The organism is Xanthomonas sp. NCPPB 4037, from assembly GCF_041475695.2.
GTDB lineage: Bacteria > Pseudomonadota > Gammaproteobacteria > Xanthomonadales > Xanthomonadaceae > Xanthomonas > Xanthomonas campestris.
On record NZ_CM191261.1, the window covers coordinates 1,450,989 to 1,473,189 of the forward strand.

General features: G+C 65.5%; 16 protein-coding genes. 12 read left to right on the forward strand and 4 right to left on the reverse strand.

Translation table 11 applies throughout. The features are described from left to right. The first annotated feature begins 216 nt into the window (after window positions 1–216). Both radA and ACCQ01_RS06535 read left to right on the forward strand, forming a co-directional pair. Window positions 217–1,608, forward strand: coding sequence for a DNA repair protein RadA (radA, locus tag ACCQ01_RS06530; RefSeq protein WP_043922114.1), 1,392 nt, complete (start codon window positions 217–219; stop codon window positions 1,606–1,608). A 329-nt stretch (window positions 1,609–1,937) separates the two neighbouring features. Further along, window positions 1,938–2,324: a DUF805 domain-containing protein gene (locus tag ACCQ01_RS06535; protein WP_042596793.1), complete on the forward strand. Its 387-nt coding sequence runs from the start codon at window positions 1,938–1,940 to the stop codon at window positions 2,322–2,324. A gap of 475 nt (window positions 2,325–2,799) precedes the next feature. On the opposite strand, the gene ACCQ01_RS06540 is transcribed toward ACCQ01_RS06535, so the two are convergent. Next, entirely contained in the window at window positions 2,800–3,585 is a 786-nt protein-coding gene (locus tag ACCQ01_RS06540) for a winged helix-turn-helix transcriptional regulator (RefSeq protein WP_192884133.1), read from the reverse strand. Between the two features lie 899 nt (window positions 3,586–4,484). On the opposite strand from ACCQ01_RS06540, the gene ACCQ01_RS06545 reads away from it, so the two are divergent. The 9 genes from ACCQ01_RS06545 to ACCQ01_RS06585 all read left to right on the forward strand — a co-directional run bounded on the left by ACCQ01_RS06545 (window position 4,485) and on the right by ACCQ01_RS06585 (window position 16,470). Continuing rightward, window positions 4,485–5,840 carry a helix-turn-helix transcriptional regulator gene (locus ACCQ01_RS06545; protein WP_228433012.1) on the forward strand — a complete coding sequence of 452 codons (1,356 nt, stop codon included), beginning with the start codon at window positions 4,485–4,487 and terminating at the stop codon, window positions 5,838–5,840. Window positions 5,841–6,243: 403 nt separating this feature from the next. Further along, the gene (locus ACCQ01_RS06550; protein WP_228433013.1) at window positions 6,244–8,118 is read left to right on the forward strand and encodes an ATP-binding protein; all 1,875 of its coding nucleotides are present in this window, start codon (window positions 6,244–6,246) and stop codon (window positions 8,116–8,118) included. Window positions 8,119–8,140: 22 nt separating this feature from the next. Then, the gene (locus ACCQ01_RS06555; RefSeq protein WP_228433014.1) at window positions 8,141–10,465 is read left to right on the forward strand and encodes a tetratricopeptide repeat protein; all 2,325 of its coding nucleotides are present in this window, start codon (window positions 8,141–8,143) and stop codon (window positions 10,463–10,465) included. A gap of 597 nt (window positions 10,466–11,062) precedes the next feature. After that, window positions 11,063–11,905, forward strand: coding sequence for an STAS domain-containing protein (locus ACCQ01_RS06560; protein WP_050911636.1), 843 nt, complete (start codon window positions 11,063–11,065; stop codon window positions 11,903–11,905). Between the two features lies 1 nt (window position 11,906). Further along, on the forward strand, window positions 11,907–12,269 hold the full coding sequence (locus ACCQ01_RS06565; protein WP_011036369.1) for an STAS domain-containing protein: 363 nt from the start codon (window positions 11,907–11,909) through the stop codon (window positions 12,267–12,269). Then, on the forward strand, window positions 12,266–12,667 hold the full coding sequence (locus ACCQ01_RS06570; RefSeq protein ID WP_011036370.1) for an anti-sigma regulatory factor: 402 nt from the start codon (window positions 12,266–12,268) through the stop codon (window positions 12,665–12,667). Before ACCQ01_RS06565 ends, ACCQ01_RS06570 begins: the two co-directional genes overlap by 4 nt. After that, window positions 12,658–13,668, forward strand: coding sequence for an ATP-binding protein (locus tag ACCQ01_RS06575; RefSeq protein WP_228433015.1), 1,011 nt, complete (start codon window positions 12,658–12,660; stop codon window positions 13,666–13,668). The genes ACCQ01_RS06570 and ACCQ01_RS06575 overlap by 10 nt, the downstream gene beginning before the upstream one ends. Next, a complete protein-coding gene (locus tag ACCQ01_RS06580) occupies window positions 13,665–14,543 on the forward strand; it encodes a sensor histidine kinase (protein WP_228433016.1) in 879 nt (292 codons plus the stop codon). The genes ACCQ01_RS06575 and ACCQ01_RS06580 overlap by 4 nt, the downstream gene beginning before the upstream one ends. Continuing rightward, on the forward strand, window positions 14,536–16,470 hold the full coding sequence (locus ACCQ01_RS06585; RefSeq protein ID WP_228418008.1) for a PAS domain-containing hybrid sensor histidine kinase/response regulator: 1,935 nt from the start codon (window positions 14,536–14,538) through the stop codon (window positions 16,468–16,470). The genes ACCQ01_RS06580 and ACCQ01_RS06585 overlap by 8 nt, the downstream gene beginning before the upstream one ends. Before the next feature lie 96 nt (window positions 16,471–16,566). Here the strand turns inward: ACCQ01_RS06585 and ACCQ01_RS06590 are convergent, their stop codons facing one another. Further along, complete coding sequence (locus ACCQ01_RS06590; RefSeq protein WP_228433059.1) at window positions 16,567–18,216, reverse strand: glycoside hydrolase family 43 protein; 1,650 nt, start codon at window positions 18,214–18,216, stop codon at window positions 16,567–16,569. Window positions 18,217–18,513: 297 nt separating this feature from the next. Between ACCQ01_RS06590 and ACCQ01_RS06595 the strand changes: the two genes are divergently transcribed. Further along, window positions 18,514–20,883, forward strand: a complete 2,370-nt coding sequence (locus tag ACCQ01_RS06595; protein WP_228433017.1) for a TonB-dependent receptor — start codon at window positions 18,514–18,516, stop codon at window positions 20,881–20,883. 216 nt (window positions 20,884–21,099) lie between these two features. Here the strand turns inward: ACCQ01_RS06595 and trxC are convergent, their stop codons facing one another. Together trxC and ACCQ01_RS06605 are read right to left on the reverse strand one after the other, a co-directional pair. Then, on the reverse strand, window positions 21,100–21,546 hold the full coding sequence (gene trxC / locus ACCQ01_RS06600; protein ID WP_011036377.1) for a thioredoxin TrxC: 447 nt from the start codon (window positions 21,544–21,546) through the stop codon (window positions 21,100–21,102). Between the two features lie 174 nt (window positions 21,547–21,720). Further along, window positions 21,721–22,089: a DUF1428 domain-containing protein gene (locus tag ACCQ01_RS06605; protein ID WP_228433018.1), complete on the reverse strand. Its 369-nt coding sequence runs from the start codon at window positions 22,087–22,089 to the stop codon at window positions 21,721–21,723. Window positions 22,090–22,201: the final 112 nt, after the last annotated feature.

Below are 22,201 nucleotides of genomic sequence, written 5' to 3' on the forward strand. Positions count from 1 at the left end.
ATCCCAAATCCCAAATCCCAAATCCGCGACGCGCAGTGCGCTCGGCATCGGGGCTGAGTAATCAATGACGCACATCAACGGTCGATGCCTCCGGCTGGATCGGCAACCGCTGACACATCACACGGTGATTGGCTGACGCCGGTCTCCGGCTCAGGTCGCGCGCGGTGAGACCCGCGGCAGCTATGCTTCGGCTTCAAAAGCAACGGCAAGAAGATGATGGCGAAGGCGAAGACGGCCTATGTCTGCGGCGAATGCGGCGCCGAGTACACCAAGTGGCAGGGGCAGTGCACCGAGTGCGGGGTGTGGAACACGCTCAGCGAGATCGTGCTGGAAAGCGCCACGCCCGGCGGCAAGGCCTCGCCAGCGGCGTCGCGACGCAGCGGCTGGGCGGGCAAGACCGAAGCGCCCAAGATCACCGCGCTCAAGGATGTGCAGCAGTCCGAGCAGGCGCGGGTGTCCACCGGCATCGGCGAGTTCGATCGTGTGCTTGGCGGCGGCCTGGTCGAGGGTGCGGTGGTGCTGATCGGCGGCGACCCGGGTATCGGCAAGTCGACGTTGTTGCTGCAAGCGCTAGCCAGCATGGCCAGCACGCTGCCGGTGTTGTACGTCACCGGCGAAGAATCGCTGGCCCAGGTGGCCGGGCGTGCGGTGCGACTGGACCTGCCACTGGAAGGGTTGAATGCACTGGCCGAAACCGGGATCGAGAACATCCTGCAGCACGCCAGCGTGGCGCGGCCCAAATTGATCGTGGCCGATTCGGTGCAGACACTGTGGACCGAGTCGTTGACCGCCGCGCCCGGCTCGGTCAGCCAGGTGCGCGAGAGCGCCGCGCGGCTGGTGCGTTATGCCAAGGAAACCGGCACGGCGGTGTTCCTGGTCGGGCATGTCACCAAGGAAGGCGGCATTGCCGGCCCCCGCGTGCTTGAGCACATGGTCGATGCGGTGCTGTATTTCGAGGGCGAAAGCGGCAGCCGCTTCCGCTTGCTGCGTGCGTTCAAGAACCGCTTCGGTGCGGTCAACGAACTGGGCGTGTTTGCGATGGGGGAGAAGGGCCTCAAGGAGGTCTCCAACCCCTCGGCGATTTTCCTTTCCGGCGGCAGCACCCATCAGCCGGGCAGTTGTGTGATGGTCACCCGCGAAGGCACGCGCCCGTTGATGGTGGAGGTGCAGGCGCTGGTGGATGCCTCGCCGTTGTCCAATCCGCGGCGGGTCGCCGTGGGGCTGGAGCAGAACCGCCTGGCGATGTTGCTGGCGGTGCTGCACCGGCATGGCGGCATCGTGGTCGGTGACCAGGACGTGTTCGTCAACGTGGTCGGCGGTATCCGGGTGCAGGAGACCGCCGCCGATCTGCCGGTGCTGCTGGCGGTGTTGTCGTCGTTGCGCGACCGGCCACTGGCCGAGAAGACGATCGCCTTCGGTGAGGTGGGGTTGTCGGGAGAGATTCGCCCGGTGCCCAACGGCGAGGACCGCCTGAAGGAGGCGGCGACGCACGGCTTCAAGCGCGCGATCGTGCCCAAGGCCAATGCGCCGAAGGCGTCGAGCATCAAGGGCATGGAGATCGTTGCCGTGGAGCGATTGAGCCAGGCCCTGGAAGCGGCTGCGGAGTAACCCCGCAGCCATCACCGACGTTGTCGCTATGCCGCTACCTGGTTGCTCGCCTCTACCTGGCTCGCCGCTGCGGGCGGCGCAGGCGCTGCGCCTCCACGTTCTGCAAACTGCAGCTCTCCGCAGCGACAAGTGCGATAGGGGAAGGGCGTGCTGCCGTGCGGGTCAGCGGTAGCGCCGGGCCCGACCGCTCGTCGGACAGCGCCGGCCATACGCGCCGGAGCGTAAAGAAAACGTTTTCACCAGACGGCGGCTATGGCACCATGCGCGGCCCGTTGCACTGTGCACCGGATCACACACACCGATTATTGCTCGTCACCAGGAGACTCACGATGGAATGGATGTTGCTGCCGCTCAAGCGTTACGCCGACTTCAATGGTCGTTCGCGCCGCAAGGAATATTGGATGTTCATGCTGCTGCAGGCCATCATCCTGCTGGTGCTGGGTGGTCTTTTCGGCATCGCAGCGGCAGTGGGCGGCGGCGATAACGGCCCGGGCGCGCTGGCCTGGGTGGTCTTCGCGATCATGATGATCGTGATGCTGGCAATGGTGGTGCCGAGCATTGCGGTGAGCGTGCGTCGCTTCCACGACCAGGGCAAGTCCGGCTGGTTCTATCTGATCAGCCTGGTGCCTTACCTCGGCGGCTTCATCGTGTTGGTGTTTATGTGCTTGGAAGGCACGCCCGGCCCGAACGAGTACGGCGAGAGCCCGAAGCAGTAAGTTTTTCTAAACTGCAAAAAAACAGCGGCGCCAAGGGAAACCTGGCGCCGTTGTCGTTTATGGGTGTTTGCATCGGTGCGGTAATGCAATGGCAGCAGCGGGGGTTGCCATGCGGCGCAAGCTTGATCAGGAGCGGCGGGGGATCTGGCGAGAATGCGGCCTTGTTGCTGGCCATCAACGCTCTGCAGGGATGGCCAATATTTCCGGTGTCGGCGATGCTGCAACGATGGCGGCCGAAGCGCTGCTCCATGCGGCGCAGGGCCTCGCATTACTGACATTGCTGTCTCGAGCGCCGCACGCTCTGTGCTAATTGCGAAGGCCAAGTCTTCATGAGCAGTCGCAACACGAACGAAGCCCATCGACCGTGCGCATGATGCCGCGCCGGTGCAGCCAAACACTCAGACTCTAGCGAGCTCCGTCAAGACGTCAGCAACGCCTGTACCGCTGCATTATCTCCAAGCAGAGCAGCCGCAGCTCAGCAAGCTGCGGTGCGATTGACCGTATTGGACGTCATGCCCTTGGAAGGTGCCGCCGTGTTGCCGTCCGACAGCGCCAGTTCGAGCTTGTAGCCATGCGAATACACGGTGCGAATGCGCACCGCGCCACTGTGGTTGCACAGCCGCAGTTTCTTGCGCAGCTTGTAGATGTGCTGTTCCATGGTGCGGTCGGTGAACTCGGTATGGCTGCCCCAGACCGCCTTGGCCAGCTGGCAGCGGCGGAAGCACACGCCCGGGTTCGAAAACAACAGCCAGGCAATGGAGAACTCGCGCGCGGTCAATGCAATCGCGGTCTCGTGCAGGTACACCGTGTTTTTCTCGCGGAGCAGCTGATACGGGCCCACCTTGATCTGCTGTGCCTGGATGCAGGTGGTTTCCATGGGCGCGATGGCTAGCGACGCGCGCACATGCAACTCGTGCGAGTTGACTGGCAGGCTGAGCACTTCGTGAGCGCCGGCGCGATACCAGGCAAGCAAGTCGTCGGGGCATTCGAAACGGCCCAGCACAATCAGTGGGGTGGGGTGACCACTGTGGCAGCGCTGCCAGGCGAGCAGGGAGCTGTCGTCCGATGCCACGCAATGGGCATCGAAGACCAGAAGCTCACACGGCGAGTGGCGCAGGCAGCGCAGCAGTTCGAGTTCGTCGGAAAAGATGGTGACCTCTGGGACCAGAGTCGCCAGGCTGGCGTTGATCTGTGATGCCAGTCGCGCGTCCTGCGTCAGTACGAATGCCGATCCTTGGCGGTCATTCGCAGCGGCGTCCATCACTCGCGCGCCCACGCCGGCGGTACGGGCGCAGCCCAGACCGTGGGATTGAGCACAACAGGCTTACTAAAGGTATCCAGGCACATAGCCATATCACTCGACCGCTTCGGGGGGATCTGACCTGCGTCAGACGAATGGTATGTACCATTGCGGAGGCGAAAAGTTTCGTTGCCTAGCGCGAATTCCGATCAGCGGAGCCATCCGCTTTAGCGGGTGGTCAGTTAGCCGCAACACAGCTCTTACTCTCTAGTTATGCAATCGTCGTCTGACGCATAGGGCTGGTTGGGGCGTTTTAATTCGGTCGGGTTGCTGCCCACAAAACCCCATGCTGGAGCGGCGCCATGCCAACGTGCAGGTGTAGACCAAGGTATAGAGATTTTGCTGACTGCCTGCGCGAGAAAGAATATCTCGAGGGACTTAACTATCGCGCCGCTGAACAAAATGCTCTTGTAATTATGGACGGCCCGGCAAATCGTTGAAAACAGCGTCTGCCCGCATTGCACTGGATTAACGGCCATTTGACATTGAGCGCGAGCGATCGCAGATGTTTAGCGCGCCTTCGCGCATCTGCGTGCCGAATACAGCATCCGTACGCCCACGCATCGTCTTGCGATGCACCGTCAAGATACGCCGGCGCATCGTCCGGCCGCTGTCTCTACGCAAGTGCGGAATCCACTTCGCTGTTTGCAAGACAGAGTGAGAATTTTTGAATTTCTAGCTGCTTCGAAGTGAGAAATTCCATTGGATCCGCTGCATACAATCGTTTGCGCCCACTACAACGGCGCCTTTTGTTGTTTTTGCTCCCCCCCTTCAGAGAGCCCGGCATGATCCTTTCGACCTACTTCGCAGCGATCTCTGCGTTGTCTTACGCAGACCGTCTTCCGATCTATACGAGCAGGATGCTTGTTGGTGCTTGGCCACAGGGTCTGCAGCACCTCCAGCAACGTCGCGAGGGGCAGGCAGCTCCGGATGGCAGCGACGACGAAGTCGCATTGCTGGGCGCCAGCGCCGATGCCTTGTTGATTCTGGAGTATCAGGAAGAGGCAGAGGATGGCTATCGGCAGGCGTCCAAGGCGATGCGCGGGCACCAGCGGCAGCTGCGCCTGCTGTCGTGCCGCAACACCGCGTGGCTGATGTTGAGCCAGCGCCGGCTGAGTGCAGCGCTCAATTGCTTTGCGCAACTGGCCATGGACCGCGATACCCCGGCGGTGCTGTGCGGCGAGAGCCTGCTCGGCAAGGCGCTGACCCACTTCCACCTGGGCCAAAGCACCCTGGCGCTGCAGACGCTGGAACGCGCGCAAGAGGTGGTTTCCGAGCTGGAGATCGGTGCGGCCGACTGGACGCGTGTGGTCGGCGCGCTGCGTCTGGACCTGATCGCCCAGCTGCGGATCCGGCGCGGCGAGCGCATGAGCGACCACGTGTTCTGGCAGGCCACGCTGCGTCAGGAAGATGCCGCGCATACCTTCGAGGCCAGCGAGCTGCGTGCCTGTATCGCCGATCTGTCCGAGAGCATGCCGGTGCTGGCGCAGCGCATGCGCCATGTGCGCAATCTGCTGCGCATTGCCGGTGGAGACACCTTCGGCTTCGACGCGCAGATCGATGCCTTGCCCGCAGCGGCCACCGGCTGCCCGCCATGCGCGCGGCAGGATGCGCAGGTGGAGCTGGCGTTGGCCGCACTGGCGGTTGGGCGTGCGGACCTGGCCGAACGCGCGCTGGCCGGTGCCGGGCGCCATCACGCGCCGCGCTGGAACCTGGAGTTCGAGTATTGCCAGGCCAAGATCAGCCAAGCCGTGGGACGTGCCGAGCAGGCCTTGCTGCTCTACAACCGCTACGCCCTGGGTGCGGTGCAATGCCTGCGCAGCGAAGTTCAGGCGCCACGGTTGCTGGAAAGCGGCACACCGGCGCATGTCAGCGATGACATTTCCGCCCGCCTGCCGGCCAAGTACCGGCGTGCCTACGCGTACATGATCACCAATGCGCATCGATCGGACCTGTCGATCAACGAGGTGGCCGCGCAGATCGGGGTGACCGGGCGTGCGCTGCAACAGGCCTTCAAGTCAGCGACCGGCTTGTCGCCGACCCAGGTGCTGCGCCGGTATCGCATGCAGGGCATCCGCGACGAACTGCTGGCCGATGGCGGTTGTGGCGGCGTGCTGCAGGCGGCGAGCCGCTGGGGTGTGGGCAGTCGCTCGGCGCTGGCCAAGGGCTATCGCCAGCATTTCAATGAAGCGCCGATGGAAACCCTGCAACGCTAAGCAGGACGCTGCCCTGCAGCAATGCAGGGCAGCGGTGAGCGGGTAGAGGGGTGGCACGCGGCGGCGATGCGCCCCCTGGTCGCGCTGTGCCGGACGTTGGCTCAGCCGGCGTTTATGCGCAGCGCGCTTGCACGAAGCAGGCGTGACGTTTGCAGTTTTTGCCGGCAAATCCGGCCGTTTTGCAGCGCTTTGCAAGGTGGTGCTGCCGGGCCTGGAATGCCCGGCACGTATGTAACGATGAATGTAACGCTGGGATCTGTTGCCTGAGAAGGCCGGCCTGTGCCGCCGGCGCGGCGCGTGCGTGCGCGGGCCGTGGCTTGCGGCTATCCTTTCCGGCTCGCATTGCCACCCAGGCAGGCGTGTCCGAGGATGGACGCGGCCACCAAGGACACGACGACCGATCATGCAAGATCCCATCAATGAGGCGACGGACGCCTCGCAGATCCGCCGCGCAGGCGTCGATCTCAACGGGCTCATGTCCGTACTCAGCAAGCATTTGTATTCGACGCCGGTGGTCGCGTTGCGCGAACTGGTGCAGAACGCGCACGACTCGATCCTGCGCCGGCGCCTGGAGCAGCCGGAGTGGGATGGTGCGTCGCTGATCGAAGTGCATGGCGATCCCGCCCAGGGCATCGTGCGCATCATCGATACCGGCGCCGGGCTGACCCAGCAGGAGATCCACGACTACCTGGCCACCGTGGGCGTGGGCTACACCCGCGGCCTGCGTCAGAGCGGGCATGAAGACAGCGGCCTGATCGGCATGTTCGGGCTGGGCTTCCTGTCGGCATTCGTACTGGCACGGCGGGTCACCGTGCGCACCACCTCGTATCAGACGCCGACGCTGGGCCATTGCTATGTGTCCAGCAATGCCGAGCAATACACGGTGAGCCCGATTGCCGCACGTGCGCAGGTCGGCACCGAGGTGGTGCTGGAGCTGCATCCGGATTACCTGCCGTTGGCCCAGGAGGGCCGCCTGCGCGAGATCCTGTCGCAGTACTGCGCGCTGTTGCGCGAGCCGATCCAGATTGGCCGCGATGCGCAGCCGATCAATCCGGAGCCACCGCCGTGGCGCATGGTCGATGCGGTGCCGTTGCATCCGGTGCAGGCCTGGCGCCGCCAGCGCGAATTTGCCGCGCGCTTCGAGCGCAACTTCGAGCCGTTGTGCTGCATGCCGGTGCGCAGCGACGAAGGCAGCGATGCAGTCGGTCTGTTGTGGGTACAGGATGGGGCGACCTACGGCACCAGCGATAACCGCAATCTGTCGGTGTTTTTGCGTGGCATGTTGCTCGATGACAACGCGCGCGAATTGCTGCCGCCGTGGGCCGGCTTCATCGGTGGGGTGATCGAATCCAACCGCTTGACGCCCACTGCCAGCCGCGAAGATTTGCAGCGCGATGCGGTGTACAGCGCAGTGCAACACGCACTCTCCGAAGCCTTGGTGCAAGGTCTGGCCGAGGTCGCGCGTCAGCAGCCGGAGGCATGGCGCCGCATCCTGCTCCGTCACAACGAAGCGCTGCTGGGCGCGGCGTTGTGCGACGAGCGCCTGTTCGAATTGTTGATGGAACACGTGCGCGTGCCCACCTTGCAAGGCGATTTGCCGGCGCAGCAACTACCGGCGCGTGGCGCGGTGCACGTGATCCTGGACAGCGACGCCGGCTTCGAGGAAATGCTGTTCCGCGCCATGGGCGTGCCGGTGGCCTATGGCAACCGCTATGCGGTGGTGCCGTTTCTGCGCCGCTGGGCGCAGGCCAAGGGCGTGCGCTTGGTCGAACTGGGCACCGAACAAGGCAATCGGCAACTGTTCCATCTGGATAGCCTGCCTGCCGACGAACTGGCCTGGCTGGAGCAGCACCTGGGCGATGGCGAGGCCCTGGTGCCGGCCCGTTTCAGCCCGGAGGAACTGCCGCTGGTGGTGGTGCCCGACCGTGAGGCGGAGCTCAAGCGGCGCCTGGAACAGGACGAGAACGACAAGCGCGTCTCGACCGCGGCCTTGCGCCTGGCGCGGCAGTTCACCGCGCGCATCGAGTCGCAACAGACCCAGCGGCTGTATCTGAATCTGGACAACCCCGCCTTGCAGTCGCTGCTGGCCGCGCACCGCGCGGGCAACCCGCAGGCAGCCGTCGCCGCGCGTTTGCTGCGTTCGCTCAAAGTGATCGTTGCCGCGCAGGGCCGCACCCAGCAGACGCCGGGTGCGGCCGAAGCAGAGGCAGGTGTGTCTGCGTTGAATCGGGCCTTCGGCGATTTTGCCGCGGCTGTCACCCACTTGCTGGCGCGCTGAGCGCCGGATCAAAGGACGCGTTATGGAAATCTGGAACTGGGTGGAAAAACTGCAGGACGATCTGGGCGAAGCCGGGCAGCCGCAAAATGCGCAGCTGCTGACACGCTTGACCGATCACATCTGCGATCTGCAGATCGAGCGCGCCGAGGCGCTGTTGCCGGAGGCGCGCGCGCTGGGCAAGACCCTGGCCAACCCGTGGCTGGAGGTGTTCGTCGGACATTGGGAAATGCGCAACCGGGTGGGCAACCTGTGCGAGGGCGAACGTGCGTTGGGCGATGCGGTGTCGCTGTTCGAACGCGCACACCGCCCCGATGCGGTGGAATGCCCACAGTCGGTGTGTGTCACCCAGGACCTGGCGGCGTGTTACGCCAACATCGATGGCCCGGGCTGGGTGGAAGAGCGCATCGAGGTGTGCGAAGGAACCCTGGCGCGCATCGACCCCAGCTGGTCGTGCTACCAGTGCCTGAGCTGCGAAAAGGCCGACGCCTTGCTCGACGATGGCCGCGGCGATGCGGCGCTGGCGTATCTGGAGCAGCAGTCGGGAACCATCCTGGCGCACGGCGGCGAGATCTACGACGGCGTGCCGGACATGCGTATCTCCATCCTGCTGGCGCTGGGCCGCGCTGCCGAGGCGCTGGAACTGGTCGAACAGCGCGAACGCGAGGCCGCGCGCGAAGGCGCCGAGTGGGCCAACTGCAGCCAGCCGCGTCAGTTGCAGAAAACCCGCGCGCTGGCCTTGTTGGGGCGCGACGAAGAGGCCATGCAGGCGCTGCTGCCGTGGCGCGATGTGGCGCCGCGCTATCGCCTGCACTGGTTGCGTGCGGTGGCGGTGCTGGTGTCGCGCGCGCCCGAGCGCAACAGCTGGGATCTGGGCAGCCGCGTGCAGACCATGCTGGACCACTACGCGCAGGTGGGTGCGCACCGCATCTTGATCGAAGCAGCGGAGCTTGCAATCGGGATGGCCTTGCAGCGCGGCGCGGTGTGGACCGCGCGCCGGCACCTGGCACTGGCCCGCGCGCACGTGCCCAAGTTGCGGCTGGACCGTGGCGCCACCGAGTTGCTGAACACCTTGGCCGCACGCATCGATGCGGCGCCGGTGAGCGCGCCGCCGCCGGCGCCCGCCGACCAGTTGCTGGCGTGGTTGTCCGCGCAAGACCAGGAAGCCGCGCGCAATCCGGAACAGGAAGCGCAGTGGTTGCTGCAGGCAGTGGCCGAGCGGCCCGACGATGCCGAACTGGTGGACACCGCCGCATCGGCCTTGAGCGCATGCGCGGCCGATGAAGACGCGATCGCCTTGCTGTGGCAGTTCGTGCAGCGGCACGCCGATCGCGAAACCAGCCCCACCTTCCGGCTGATGAATCTCTTGCTGGGCCGTGGCGACGAGGCCGGCGTGCGCCGCCTGGCGCAGCTGTATCGCGCGCAGGTGCCGGTGGCGGCGTTGTGGTGCGAGGCGCAGCTGGCACAGCGGCTGGCCGACTGGCCCGCGCTGGAGCAGGCCTGCACCGCATTGCTGGCGCTCTCGCCGAGCTCGCACGGTGCGCGCGGGCTGTTGGCGCGCATGTACCTCAACACCGGGCGTTTCGCCGAGGCGGCCGACGTCTATCGGCAGCTGATTGAACTACTGGAAGAACCACGCTCGGCGTATTGGGACCACATGACCGCCGCCAGTGCGGCGCAGGATTGGGAAGCGGTACGTGCCTCCGCGCAGGCGATCGGCATGGAGTTGAGCAGCACCAGTGGCGTGGTCGAGGAAACCTGGGGCTGGGTGATCATCCGCTGCATCGAAGACGGCGAAGTGGCCGAGTATTACGCGCGCCGCACCGGGCCGGTGACCGCACGCATCGTTGAAAATGCGCCGTCGCAGCGCCGCCAGCACGTGGGCGACTGGGTAGTGTTCGACGCGGAGCTGGTGTATCCGCCGCCGGAGGATGAAGCCGAACGTGAACGCTTCGTGCCGACCTATCCGCAGGTGCATGTGCTGCAGGCCGGTGGTTACGGCAACAGCTGGCTGGTGGATGGCGTGCATCCGGGCGAGCCGGCGATCGACGCCTTGCGCAAGGACATTGAAGCGCGTGGGTGGACGCTGTGGGTGCACAGCCGCGACGACTATCGCCTGATCGATCCAGACAACGCAGACGCCTTCGATGCGGAAGACCCGCAGTCCGGATTGCCGGGCGTGTTGTTCACCGTGGCCTTGCCGGAGGCAGTGCCACCGCTGGAACTGCACCGCGCGCTGGTGATGGCGACGGCCGGCTGGCCGCACCGCATGTGCTGGATGCGGCTTGCCGAAGCCTGCGACCAGGACACCACTCCGCATATGCAGGCGATCGAGCGCTACGGTCTGTAAGACCACTAGTCATCACGGCGCGCTGCGGTTCTCGTGGCGCGCCGTTTTTTTAGTAGGGGAGCGCAATGCGGGCGCTGATGTCTTTAGCCCGGTAACCGCGATGACCCTGGAATTTTTTTGACGCTCAAGCTGGCATCATTGAGTCTGCAGAAACAGCGGAATGTTCGCGTGGCTTGGGCGCGCACGCGAAATGGCAGCGTAACGCTTGCGTGTGATCTCGCGGCGACTGGTACGACATTTCTCGCGCTAATGCCACGCTCTTCTGCATCGACAGCGTTTGCGCTATCACCAACACGCCGCAGTAGCCACCACACCCACGCAGCGACAGCCTGCGAATCCCGAATCCCGAATCCCGAATCCCGAATCCCGAATCCCGAATCCCGAATTCCCCAGCCGTGGCCCGGCGCACGTTCAGCGCTCTGGAGCAATGTCAAACTGGCCTGGAGCGATCCAAATGACCGCTACAGGTTCGTGTCTGGTTGGCAAACCTGAATTGCTTTAATCTGCAGCGCTTCGGCGTGGGGGCGCCGCGCCGACTCGGGCGCAGTCCAGCTCGCATGCCACGTCATCGTTTACTACTACTCGACGGGTGATCTCATGGTGGCATTGCAGCAGCGCACGATCGATGCGATTCGTGGCCAGGAAGGCGGCTTGTTGTCGGCATGGCTGGGCTCCAGCCTGACCGCTGATGCGCGCATTTCGCACAAGGATGCACAGGCGCAGGGCGCCGACTTTCTGCGTCTGCTGGCGGCTTCGTTGAAGGACGGCGGCAGCAGCCTGGACAGTGCCGAATGGAGCGAAGTGCGCCGGTTCCTGGAGAACCTTTCGCGTGACCGCGCTACTCGTGGTTTCGATTCGCAGGAAACCGCCAACTTCATCTTCTCGCTCAAGCGCGTGTTGTTTGAACTGGTGCAGCGCGAATATGCCGATACGCCGGAAGAACTTGGCCATCAGCTGTGGGCGCTGTCCGAGTTGATGGACGCGCTGGGCCTGCACACCATCAAGGCGTTCCAGAAAACCCGCGAAGACATCATTGCGCGCCAGCAGGAAGAGATGCTGGAACTATCCACCCCGGTGGTGAAGCTGTGGGAAGGCGTGCTGGCGCTGCCGATGATCGGCACGCTGGATTCGCAGCGCACCCAGGTGGTGATGGAATCGCTGCTGCAGCGCATTGTCGATACCGGCTCGGAGATCGCCATCATCGACATCACCGGCGTGCCCACCGTGGACACCCTGGTTGCCCAGCACCTACTCAAGACCGTCACCGCCATCCGCCTGATGGGCGCCGATGCGATCATCAGCGGCGTGCGCCCACAGATTGCGCAGACCATCGTGCATCTGGGCCTGGATCTGCAGGGCATCGTGACCAAGGCCAACCTGGCCGATGCATTGGCGTTGGCGCTCAAGCGCACCGGCGTGACCGTGAGCAAGGCGGGCTGACATGGAGCGCATTCCGATCCTGCGGATGGGTGATCTGTTGCTGGTCACCATCCAGGTGGACATGCACGACCAGCTGGCGCTGACCCTGCAGGAAGACCTGTCGGAAAAGATCAGCGCCACCTCCGCGCGCGGCGTGTTGATCGACATCTCCGCGCTGGACATCGTCGACTCCTTCATCGGCCGCATGATCAGCACCATCTCCGGGCTGGCGGCGATCATGGATGCCAAGACCGTGGTGGTGGGCATGCAGCCGGCGGTGGCGATCACGCTGGTTGAGCTGGGGTTGACCCTGCCCACCGTGCGCACCGCCTTGAATGTCGAACGCGGCATGCGGCTGCTACAGCAACCTGTGCTCGATCCATGAGCACGCCGGCTGGCTCGCAACCGGTGCGTACCGAGCAGGACGTGGTGATGGCGCGGCAGACCGTGCGCAAGCTGGTGGTGCAGTGCGGCCTGCGTCTGGTCGACCAGACCAAGCTGGTCACCGCGGCCAGCGAACTGGCGCGCAATACCGTGATCTACGGCGGCGGTGGCGACATGGACTGGGCGCTGGTGGAGAGCGGCATCCGCAAGGGCGTGCAGCTGACCTTCCGCGACGAAGGCCCGGGCATCCCCAATCTGGACCTGGCGCTGACCGACGGCTGGACCTCGGGCAGCGGCCTGGGCCTGGGCCTGTCCGGCAGCCGTCGGCTGGTGGACGACTTCGTGCTGGACAGCGCGCCCGGCAAGGGCACGCGGATCACCATCACCAAATGGAAGTGACGTTTGCAGGTCCGCCGACCCGGTCGATTCGTCTAGACGACGCAAGCCAGGTCGGGCAGGCACGCCGCGAAGCGGTGGCCCTGGCGCAGGCATTGGTGCTGGATGAGGCCAGCTGTGGGCGCGTGGCGCTGGTGGCCACCGAGTTGGCCACCAATGTGCTCAAGCATGGGCGTGGCGGCTGCGTGCAGCTGTCGCCGGTGGCCGGGCGCGCCGGCGTTGGCGTGGAGTTGTGCACGCTCGACAACGGACCGGGATTTGCGCTTGCGCAGTGTCTGCGCGATGGCTATTCCACCTCCGGCACGCCGGGCACCGGGCTCGGCGCGATCCACCGCCAGGCGCAGCTGCTGGATGCCTATTCGGATGCTAAGGGCGCCATTGTGGTGGCGCGTGTGTTTGCGCAGCAAAGCGCTGACCAGGACCTGGCGTACGGCGCGCTGCGTGTGCCGATCCACAACGAAACCGTGTGCGGCGATGCCTGGCATCTGGAGATCCGCGAGGCGCGTGCCACGGTAACGGTGATCGACGGGCTGGGCCACGGCGCCGGTGCAGCGGAGGCGGCAGACGCCGGCACCCGCGCGGCCGCGGCAGCCACCGGCGAGCCCGGCGAGCGGGTCACGCGCCTGCATGCCGCCATGTCCGGCACGCGTGGCGGCGCGGTGGCGGTGGCGCAGTTCGACAGCCGCAGCGGGCAGGTCCGCTTTGCCGGCGTGGGCAATATCGCAGCCGCGCTCTGCGACGGCGATGGCGTGCGCGGCATGCCCTCGCATCCGGGCATCGTGGGCGTGCAGTTCCGCAAGGCGCAGCCATTCGATTTTCCACAGGCCACCGGCAAGCTGCTGGTGATGCACAGCGACGGGCTGCAATCGCGCTGGAATCTGCGCGACCATCCGGGGCTGCTGTCGCGCCATCCGCGCATCATCGCTGCACTGCTGGTGCGCGATCACGACCGCGGCCGCGACGATAGCAGTGTGTTTGTCATGCGCTTGGGAGGCATGTCATGAGTCACGCAAATGAGGTTCCCGCCATCGACGCGATGGCCGAGCTGGAGAGCTTGCGCCAGCAGAATCAGGCGCTGCGCGAGGAACTGGACGAAACCAATCAGGGCGTGCTGGCGCTGTATGCCGAGCTGGATCAGCAGGCTGAGCAATTGCGCGACGTGTCCGAGCTCAAGAGCCGGTTCCTGTCGTACATGAGCCACGAATTCCGCACGCCACTGGGCTCGATCCTGAGCATCACCCGGCTGCTGGAAGACGGCATGGACGGCCCGCTCAATGCCGAGCAACTCAAGCAGGTGCGCTTTGTCAGCGCGTCCACCCGCGAGCTCAGCGAGATGGTGGACGACCTGCTGGACCTGGCCAAGATCGAAGCCGGGCGGGTCACCATCTCACCGGGCTGGTTCGATCTGATGGATCTGTTCGCGGCCTTGCGCGGCATGTTCCGCCCGCTCACCGACGCCAGCCGCACCACCTTGATCTTCGAAGATCCGCCGGTGTTGCCGATGCTCTACACCGACGACAAGAAGCTGGCGCAGATCCTGCGCAACTTCATTTCCAACGCGCTCAAGTTCACCCCGCAAGGCCATGTGCGCGTTTTCGCGCAACTGCAGGGCGACACCCACGTGCGCTTCAGCGTGCAGGACACCGGCATTGGTATCCCGGCCGAACTGCACGACGCGCTGTTCGAGGATTTCGTGCAGGTGGATTCGCCACTGCAAAAGCGCCTCACCGGCACCGGCCTTGGCCTGTCGATCTGCAAGCGCTTTGCCGAGTTGCTGGGCGGCACCGTGGGCATCCACAGCGTGGTCGGGCAGGGCTCGGAATTTTTTGTGGTATTGCCGGTGACGCTGGTGCCGCAGCAGGAGGATGGTCTTGCCTAGCAGTCATCGGATTCTGGTAGTGGACGACAACGCGGTGACCCGCTATTCGGTGCGGCGCGTGCTCGAACACCACCAGTTCGTGGTCGAAGAAGCCGGCACCGGTGGCGAGGGGCTGGTGCGCCTGGCCGCCGAGGCATTCGCCGCTGTGGTGCTGGACGTCAACCTGCCGGACATGAGCGGCTTCGACATCGTGCGTACGCTGCGCGCCGAGCCGCGTACCGCGCTGCTGCCGGTGGTGCACGTGTCGGCGGCCTCGATTGCCACCGGTGACATGATCACCGGCCTGGACGCCGGCGCCGATGCCTACCTGATCCATCCGGTCGATCCCAACGTGCTGGTCGCCACCTTGCGCACGCTGCTGCGCGCGCGCAATGCCGAAGAAGCGCTGCGGCTCAGCGAGGCGCGCTTTCGCGAAATCTTCGAGCACATCGGCGCGCCGATCGCGGTGGTCGATGCGCAGCTGCACACGCAGGAGGCCAATGCGGCGTTTCAGCGGCTGATCGGTAGCGCCACCCCGTGCGAGGCGATCAACGTGCCCGGCCTGGACCAGTGCGCCACCGTGCAGGCCTTGACCGCCGCACTGGGCCGGCGCGAGCGCTGGAGCGGGACCTTGTCGATCCTGCGCGATGGCGTGGTGCGCGAGACCGAATGGCGGGTGTCGCCGTACCGCGAACCGGACCTGGGCCTGCTGTTTGTCGAAGACGTCACCGAGCAACGCCTGCGCGAGCGCGAGCAACGCCAGGAACTGGATACCGCCACCTCCGAGCTGGCGCATCAGATTGCCGAGCGCCAACGCACCGAAATCCAGTTGCTGCAGGCGCAAAAGATGGAAGCGCTGGGCAAGCTCACCGGCGGCATCGCGCACGACTTCAACAACCTGCTGACCAGCATCATTTCCGGCCTGGACATGATCCAGCTGGCGGTGGAATCCAACCGCATCGAACGCGTGCCACGGCTGGCGGAAATCGCTACCGGCTCGGCCCACCGCGCTGCCGCGCTGACCCAGCGCATGCTGGCGTTTGCACGCAAGCAGTCGCTGGATGCGCAGCCGTTCGACGTCAATGCGCGGGTGCGCTCGCTGGAAGACATGCTGCGCCGTTCGATCGGCGAAAACATCGCGCTGGAACTGCAGCTGGCGGAGGCGCCGCTGGTGGCGATCGCCGATGCCAATCAACTGGAAAACGTGGTGCTCAACCTGGTCATCAATGCACGCGATGCGCTGCAGGGCCACGGCACCATCCGCATCCAGAGCGCGCCGCACACCGCCTACAACGACCCGGAGCTGGAGGACGGCGACTATGTCGCGGTGAACGTGATCGACGACGGCAGCGGCATCGATCCGGCGATCCTGAGCCAGGTGTTCGAACCGTTCTTCACCACCAAACCGATCGGCGAGGGCACCGGGCTGGGCTTGTCGATGACCTACGGGTTTGCGCGCCAGTCCGGCGGCACCGCACGCATCACCAGCACGCTGGGTAGCGGCACCACGGTGGCCTTGTTGTTGCCGCGCGGGCTGACGGTGGGCGAGGCATTGCCACCGCCGCCGCCGAATGCGCCGCGTGGGCGCTCGCAGCGCATCTTGCTGGTGGACGACACCGATGTGGTGCGCATGATGGTGAGCGAGGTGCTCAGCGATGCCGGGTACCACGTGATCGAGGCCGAAAACGCCGATGGCGCGCTCGCGCAGCTGCGCGCCGATGCACACATCGACATGGTGGTGTCCGACGTCGGCCTGCCCGGCATGAACGGGCGCGACATGGCCGATGTGGCGCGTGATCTGCGCCCCGGGTTGCCGATCCTGTTCATCACCGGCTACGCCGAAAATGCGGCCACCCGGCAGGAATTCCTTGCCGAGGGCATGGCGCTGCTGCCCAAGCCCTTCAGCCTCAACGACCTCCTCAATACCGTCAGCCGCATGCTGGGCTGATGGCAGCGCTGCGCTGCGTGTGTTGATGCATCAATGACGCGCCATGCCTGCCGCCGAGAACGGCAGCAGGCCGGTACCACGGCTTACGGCCTGGGCTTACGGCCTGTAGGCGTACGGGCCGAAGGTGGCGCCAAGAAAGCCGCCGGCGGTTTCGGTGCTGAGCAGGCTGGCGTCGCCGTGTTCAAGCAAGGTCTGCCATTGCCCGTCGCCCACCGCGAAATCCACGTGCACCGTTGCCGCATCCAGCGCAACGCGCAGCGTCACCGTTTGCGTGACCGCAGGCAGCGGCATGCGCGCCAGGACCACGCCGGTGGATGGCTCTTGCGTGCCGGCGCGGCGGTACAGCACCACCGCATTGCCGGCGGTCTCGCGCACCAGCATGGCGGCCAGGAAATGACTTTCTTTGGCGACCACCGCCAGCCCGGCTTGTTCGCCAACGGATAGGTCGCTGCCGTCCACGCTGGCCACCAGCGTGGCGTGATGGTGCTGCAGGCGGTGGCCGAGATAGGCGGGCTGGCCCGCGCCTTCGGTGCCCAGCGCGACGGTCGACGGGGTGATGCGCAGGCCGGTCGGGCCGGTGGCCAACCACGGCTGGCGTGGCGGGTGGATGGTCATCCACTGCATCGGCACGCGCGCGCCATCGAAGCGCTCGCTCCAGTGCATCGGCCCGCTGGTCGGCGTGGCCTGCGTGCCGGCCGGCAGCGGTGGGCGCGTGGCCACCGACGGGATCGCCTTGCCATGCGGCAACACCAGCGGCCAGCCATCGCGCCATTGCACCGGCAGCAGGAAGGTTTCGCGGCCCAGCGTGTAGTGGTTGCCGCGGTACGGGCGGGTGGCCAGGAACACCGCCCACCAGCTGCCATCGGCAAGTTCCACGAACTGCGCATGGCCCGCGGAGGTGATCGGGGCCGGGCGCGCCGGGTCGAGGTCGCGCTGGGTCAGGACGGGGTTGCCCGACCAGGGCTCGTAGGGGCCGGCGATCTGGCGGCTGCGGTAGATCATCTGCGCGTGCTGCTCGCCGGTGCCGCCTTCGGCCGCGGTGAGGTAGTAGTAGCCGTCACGCCGGAATAGATGCGGGCCTTCGATGTGCTCGGGATTGCTGGCCGGCTGGAAGCCGGAATCCACGATCACCTGGCGCGGGCCGATCAGCTTCATGCGTTGCAGATCCAGTTGCTGCAACCAGATGGCGCGGTGGCCGTCGTAGCGCAACTTGCCGGCCGGCACATCGTTGTTGACCAGCCAGGCGCTGCCGTCGTCGTCGAAGAACAGCGACGGGTCGATGCCCTTGGCGTCCAGCCAGATCGGATCCGACCACGGCCCGGCCGGGTCCTTGGCGGTGATCAGGAAATTGCCGCGATCGCAGTAGAAACAGGTGTTGGCGATGTAGAACGTGCCGTCATGGTGGCTGATGCTGGCGGCGAACAGGCCGCGGGTGAGCGCGTCGTTGCCGTAGTTGATCTGGCCGGGGCGATCGATGGCATTGCCGATCTGGGTCCAGTGCACCAGATCGCTGCTCTTGAACACCGGCAGGCCCGGGAAATACCCGAAGCTGGAAGTGACCAGATAAAACGCGTTGCCGACGCGGATCGCCGACGGGTCCGGATAGAAGCCGGCCAGCACCGGATTGCGGTACTGCGCATCAGTGGGCACCGCGCCGCCGTCATCGCCCTGGTAGTCCACCTGGGTGACCAACGCCGTGCCGGCCATCGCCATCTGGCAGGCCATGGCTAGCGCCATGCCACACATCCATCGCAGTCGTCTCACAGCATTTCCCCCTGTTAGCGCGGCGCCTTGGACGGTGTGCCGGCGCGCTGCCAAGCATGACAGCCCGCCCGCAGTGCCGGCATGACGGTTTGCCATGCCAGGCGTGCCGGCCGGAATGGCTGGAGGCGCGTACTGAGCGACGCATCGCGGACGGCATCGCTGCCATAGAGCTGCAACATCGTTGACATATCGTGCGCGCGGCGCCACACGGCGCCTCCAACGGCTTGCGCACGCCGAACGGACGCAACCACGCGCCAACCACCCAAGGATCACCCTCGCATGTCGCTGTACTCGCCTGTTGCCTCTTCCCTGTCCTCCCTTGCCGCACGCAGCGTGACGCGCTCCAGCGCCGGGCTGCAGCGTACGCCGCTGGCACGCGCCTGCGCCGCATTGCTGCTTGCATCGGTGGCCACCGGCGCGGCCGCGCAACAGGCGCCGACAAGCCAGGGCGAAGCCAGCCCGACCGCGCTGGACACGGTGACGGTGACCGCCGAACACCGCGAGCAGAATCTGCAGGACGTGCCGGTGTCGGTGGGCGTGGTGCAGGGCGCGGCGATGCGCGAGTACACCGCCGGTGGCGACGACACGCTGTTGGCGCTGTCCGGCCGGGTGCCGGGCTTCTATGCGGAAACCACCACCGGGCGCATCTTCCCGCGCTTCTATATCCGCGGCCTGGGCAATATCGACTTTTATCTCGGTGCCTCGCAGCCGGTGTCGATCATCCAGGACGACGTGGTGCTGGAGCACGTGGTACTCAAGTCCAACCCCGTCTACGACGTGGACCAGGTGGAAGTGCTGCGCGGCCCGCAAGGCACCTTGTTCGGCCGCAATACCACGGCCGGCATCGTCAAGTTCGACACCGTCAAACCCAGCGATACCTACACCGGGCGCGTCAACGCCAGCTACGGCAGCTACAACACCATCTCGCTGGATGGCGGCTTCGGCGGGCCGATCAACGATGTGCTGTCGTTCCGCGTGTCGGCGTTGTACCAGCACCGCGACGATTGGGTGGACAACACCTTCGCCGGCAGCAGCGCCGACGGCACGCGCACGCCGCGCAAGGACGCGATGGGCGGCTACAACGACCGCAACGCGCGCCTGCAGCTGCTGCTCAAGCCCAGCGAGGAATTCTCGGTGCTGGCGTCCGCACACACGCGTGATTACGACGGTACGTCCACGTTGTTCCTGCGCAATGCGGTGACCCGGGGCAGCGACAAGGTGGATGTGCCGCGCGACCGCGTGGCCTACGACGAAGCGCACGACAACCCGCAGGCGTACAAGACCGATGGCGGCTCGATCAAGGCGGCCTACGACTTCGGCGGCGTGTCGCTCACCTCCATCAGCGCCTACGAAACCACCTCCGGCTACAGCCGTGGCGACACCGATGGCGGCGCGGCGGCCAATTATCCGGTCAACGGCGTGCCGAACGGGTTTGGCCAGTCGATGGGGCAGATCCGTGACCTCGACCAGTACACCCAGGAATTGCGCCTGGCCAGCGTGGGCGATGACGCGCTGCAGTGGCAGGTGGGCGGGTTCTATTTCGATGGCCGCGACACCACCGATTTCTACCAGCGCGCCTATTTCCTGCAGACCGCCGCGCGTAACCCCAACAACTGGGTGCGCCTGCGCAACACCAATACCTCCTGGGCCGGCTTCGGCCAGCTCAGCTACAAGGCCACCGATGCGCTCACCCTGACCGCCGGCATCCGCCAGACCAAGGACACCAAGGAAACCCGCCTGCTCAAGACCGCCGACACCGCTGCCGGCGCGGTCACCTACCGCGGCCGTCGCGACGTGCGCCTGTCCGACACCCAGCCCAGCTGGGACCTGAGCGCGATGTACGAACTCAACCCGGACCTGAGCGTGTATGCACGCGTGGCCCGCGGCTTCCGCGGCCCTACCATTCAGGGCCGCAGCGCGGTGTTCAACTCGGACTTCACCACCGCCGATTCGGAAACCATCCTGTCCTGGGAAGCAGGCATCAAGAGCAGCCTGTTCGACAACCGCCTGCGCCTGAATGTCAGTGGCTTCACCTACACGGTGGACGACATCCAGCTCAACGGCAACGATGCCGACGGCAATGGCGTGCTGTTCAACGCCGACAAGGCCAAGGCCTACGGCCTGGAAGCGGACCTGGATTGGCGCCCGATCTCCAACCTGTCGCTGACCGCCGGCCTGAGCCTGCTGCACAGCGAAATCCAGGACAAGCGCGTGTATGCGCAGGCCTGTGCGCTCAACGGTGTGGTGGTGTGCACGGTCAACGACCCCACCATCCGCGTGGGCGCCAACACCTTCGCGCAGATCGATGGCAACCCGCTGCCCAACGCGCCCAAGTACAACCTCAACCTGGCCGCGCGCTACGACATTCCGGTGGGCAATGACGGCGCGTTCTTCGTGTCCACCGACTGGAATAAGCAGGGTGAAACCAGCTTTGTGCTGTACGACTCCACCGAGTTCCGCGCCGACGGTAACTTCGAGGGCGGGCTCAAGCTGGGCTACACCGGTGGCTATGGCGCGTGGGAAGTGGCGGCATTTGCGCGCAACATCACCAACGAAAAGAACGTCAAGGGCGTGATCGAGAACTACATGGCCGCGGTCTACAACGAGCCGCGCATTGTGGGCGTGTCGGTCAACGTCAACTGGCAGTAAGCGAAAGCGTTTGCGCTGTAAGCAGTGCGGCGGCCATGAGCCGCCGCACTGCGTTCAAACGGCTTGCAGCGTGCAAAGGGCTCACCGTGCAACCTGCGCGTGGATCAATGTGCTGCTGCCAGTTGGCCGGCCGCTGATCGACGTTATGGCCTGACGCGCGCATGTGTCACAACGCACGCAGGCACAGCATGCAGCACGCATCCGCTTGCATGGACTTCAGTGGCTGGAAAGCACCGAACGCGCCCAGGCGATGATCTGTGTGCTGCCCATGGCGCCGGACTGGCGGGCCAGTTCCTTGCCGTTGCGCAGGATCAGCAGGGTGGGGATGCTGCGGATCCCAAACCGCGTGCCCAGTACCGGATGCAGATCGGTGTCGACCTTGGCCAGGCGCAGCTGCGGCTCCAGGCTGGCGGCGGCCGCGGCAAACTGCGGCGCCATGCTCAGGCACGGCCCGCACCAGGGGGCCCAGAAATCCACCAGCAGCGGCAGTTCGCTACGTACCGCATGTTTATCGAAATCCGCCGACGACAGCGCCACCGGCGTGCCAAGGAACAAGGCGGTATGGCAGCTGCCGCACTTGGGCGCATCGCGCAGCCGCGAGGGCGGCAGCCGGTTCATTGCGGCGCAGCTGGGGCAGGCCACCAGTAGCGGTGTATCGGTCATCACGACTCTCCAGTGGGTACGCGCATTGCCCGGCACGGCGCGTGCTGCATCGGCTTGCGATGCAGTACACGCAGGCTGGTCAGTGTAATGCGCGCACCGCTGCAGGCTTGTGCAGGGCGGGTGGATGCTCTGCCACTGGCGACTGCATCCACCCGTAGTTGCCGCGCAATGCGCTCAGCGGGCCGCCTTGCCCAGCGTGACGACCGGCACGAAGCCGCCGTAGATCATGCGCCTGCCGTCGAACGGCATCGGGTTGTTCTGAGGATCCATGCGCGGGTCATCCATCATCTTCTGCATGCCGGCATCGCGGGTGGCCTTGTCCGGCCATTCGATCCAGGAAAACACCACGGTTTCGTCCGCGCTGGCTTCCACGGCGCGGTAGAAGTCGGTCTGCTTTCCATGGGCCACATCGTCGCCCCAGCATTCCACCACCCGCAGCGCGCCATGCTCCAGGCAGATCGCGTCGCCGGTACGGGCGTGTTCGAGAAACTTCTCTTTGTTGGCAGTAGGCACGGCAAGCACAAACCCATCGATATACGACATGACAACCTCCGTTGGCAGGACGCACGGCGTGCGTCTTCAGATCACGACGAATGAAGCCTGTAAAAATCGACATTGGATACTGCGAGCGGCATTGCGCTGCGCCGTGCGGATG

What these genes read in the sequence shown, in the direction of transcription:
- radA (WP_043922114.1), top strand. Translation starts at nt 217, where the DNA reads ATGGCGAAGGCGAAGACGGCCTATGTCTGCGGCGAATGCGGCGCCGAG.
- ACCQ01_RS06535 (WP_042596793.1), top strand. Translation starts at nt 1,938, where the DNA reads ATGGAATGGATGTTGCTGCCGCTCAAGCGTTACGCCGACTTCAATGGT.
- ACCQ01_RS06540 (WP_192884133.1), bottom strand. Translation starts at nt 3,585, where the DNA reads ATGGACGCCGCTGCGAATGACCGCCAAGGATCGGCATTCGTACTGACG.
- ACCQ01_RS06545 (WP_228433012.1), top strand. Translation starts at nt 4,485, where the DNA reads ATGCTTGTTGGTGCTTGGCCACAGGGTCTGCAGCACCTCCAGCAACGT.
- ACCQ01_RS06550 (WP_228433013.1), top strand. Translation starts at nt 6,244, where the DNA reads ATGCAAGATCCCATCAATGAGGCGACGGACGCCTCGCAGATCCGCCGC.
- ACCQ01_RS06555 (WP_228433014.1), top strand. Translation starts at nt 8,141, where the DNA reads ATGGAAATCTGGAACTGGGTGGAAAAACTGCAGGACGATCTGGGCGAA.
- ACCQ01_RS06560 (WP_050911636.1), top strand. Translation starts at nt 11,063, where the DNA reads ATGGTGGCATTGCAGCAGCGCACGATCGATGCGATTCGTGGCCAGGAA.
- ACCQ01_RS06565 (WP_011036369.1), top strand. Translation starts at nt 11,907, where the DNA reads ATGGAGCGCATTCCGATCCTGCGGATGGGTGATCTGTTGCTGGTCACC.
- ACCQ01_RS06570 (WP_011036370.1), top strand. Translation starts at nt 12,266, where the DNA reads ATGAGCACGCCGGCTGGCTCGCAACCGGTGCGTACCGAGCAGGACGTG.
- ACCQ01_RS06575 (WP_228433015.1), top strand. Translation starts at nt 12,658, where the DNA reads ATGGAAGTGACGTTTGCAGGTCCGCCGACCCGGTCGATTCGTCTAGAC.
- ACCQ01_RS06580 (WP_228433016.1), top strand. Translation starts at nt 13,665, where the DNA reads ATGAGTCACGCAAATGAGGTTCCCGCCATCGACGCGATGGCCGAGCTG.
- ACCQ01_RS06590 (WP_228433059.1), bottom strand. Translation starts at nt 18,216, where the DNA reads ATGTGTGGCATGGCGCTAGCCATGGCCTGCCAGATGGCGATGGCCGGC.
- ACCQ01_RS06595 (WP_228433017.1), top strand. Translation starts at nt 18,514, where the DNA reads ATGTCGCTGTACTCGCCTGTTGCCTCTTCCCTGTCCTCCCTTGCCGCA.
- trxC (WP_011036377.1), bottom strand. Translation starts at nt 21,546, where the DNA reads ATGACCGATACACCGCTACTGGTGGCCTGCCCCAGCTGCGCCGCAATG.
- ACCQ01_RS06605 (WP_228433018.1), bottom strand. Translation starts at nt 22,089, where the DNA reads ATGTCGTATATCGATGGGTTTGTGCTTGCCGTGCCTACTGCCAACAAA.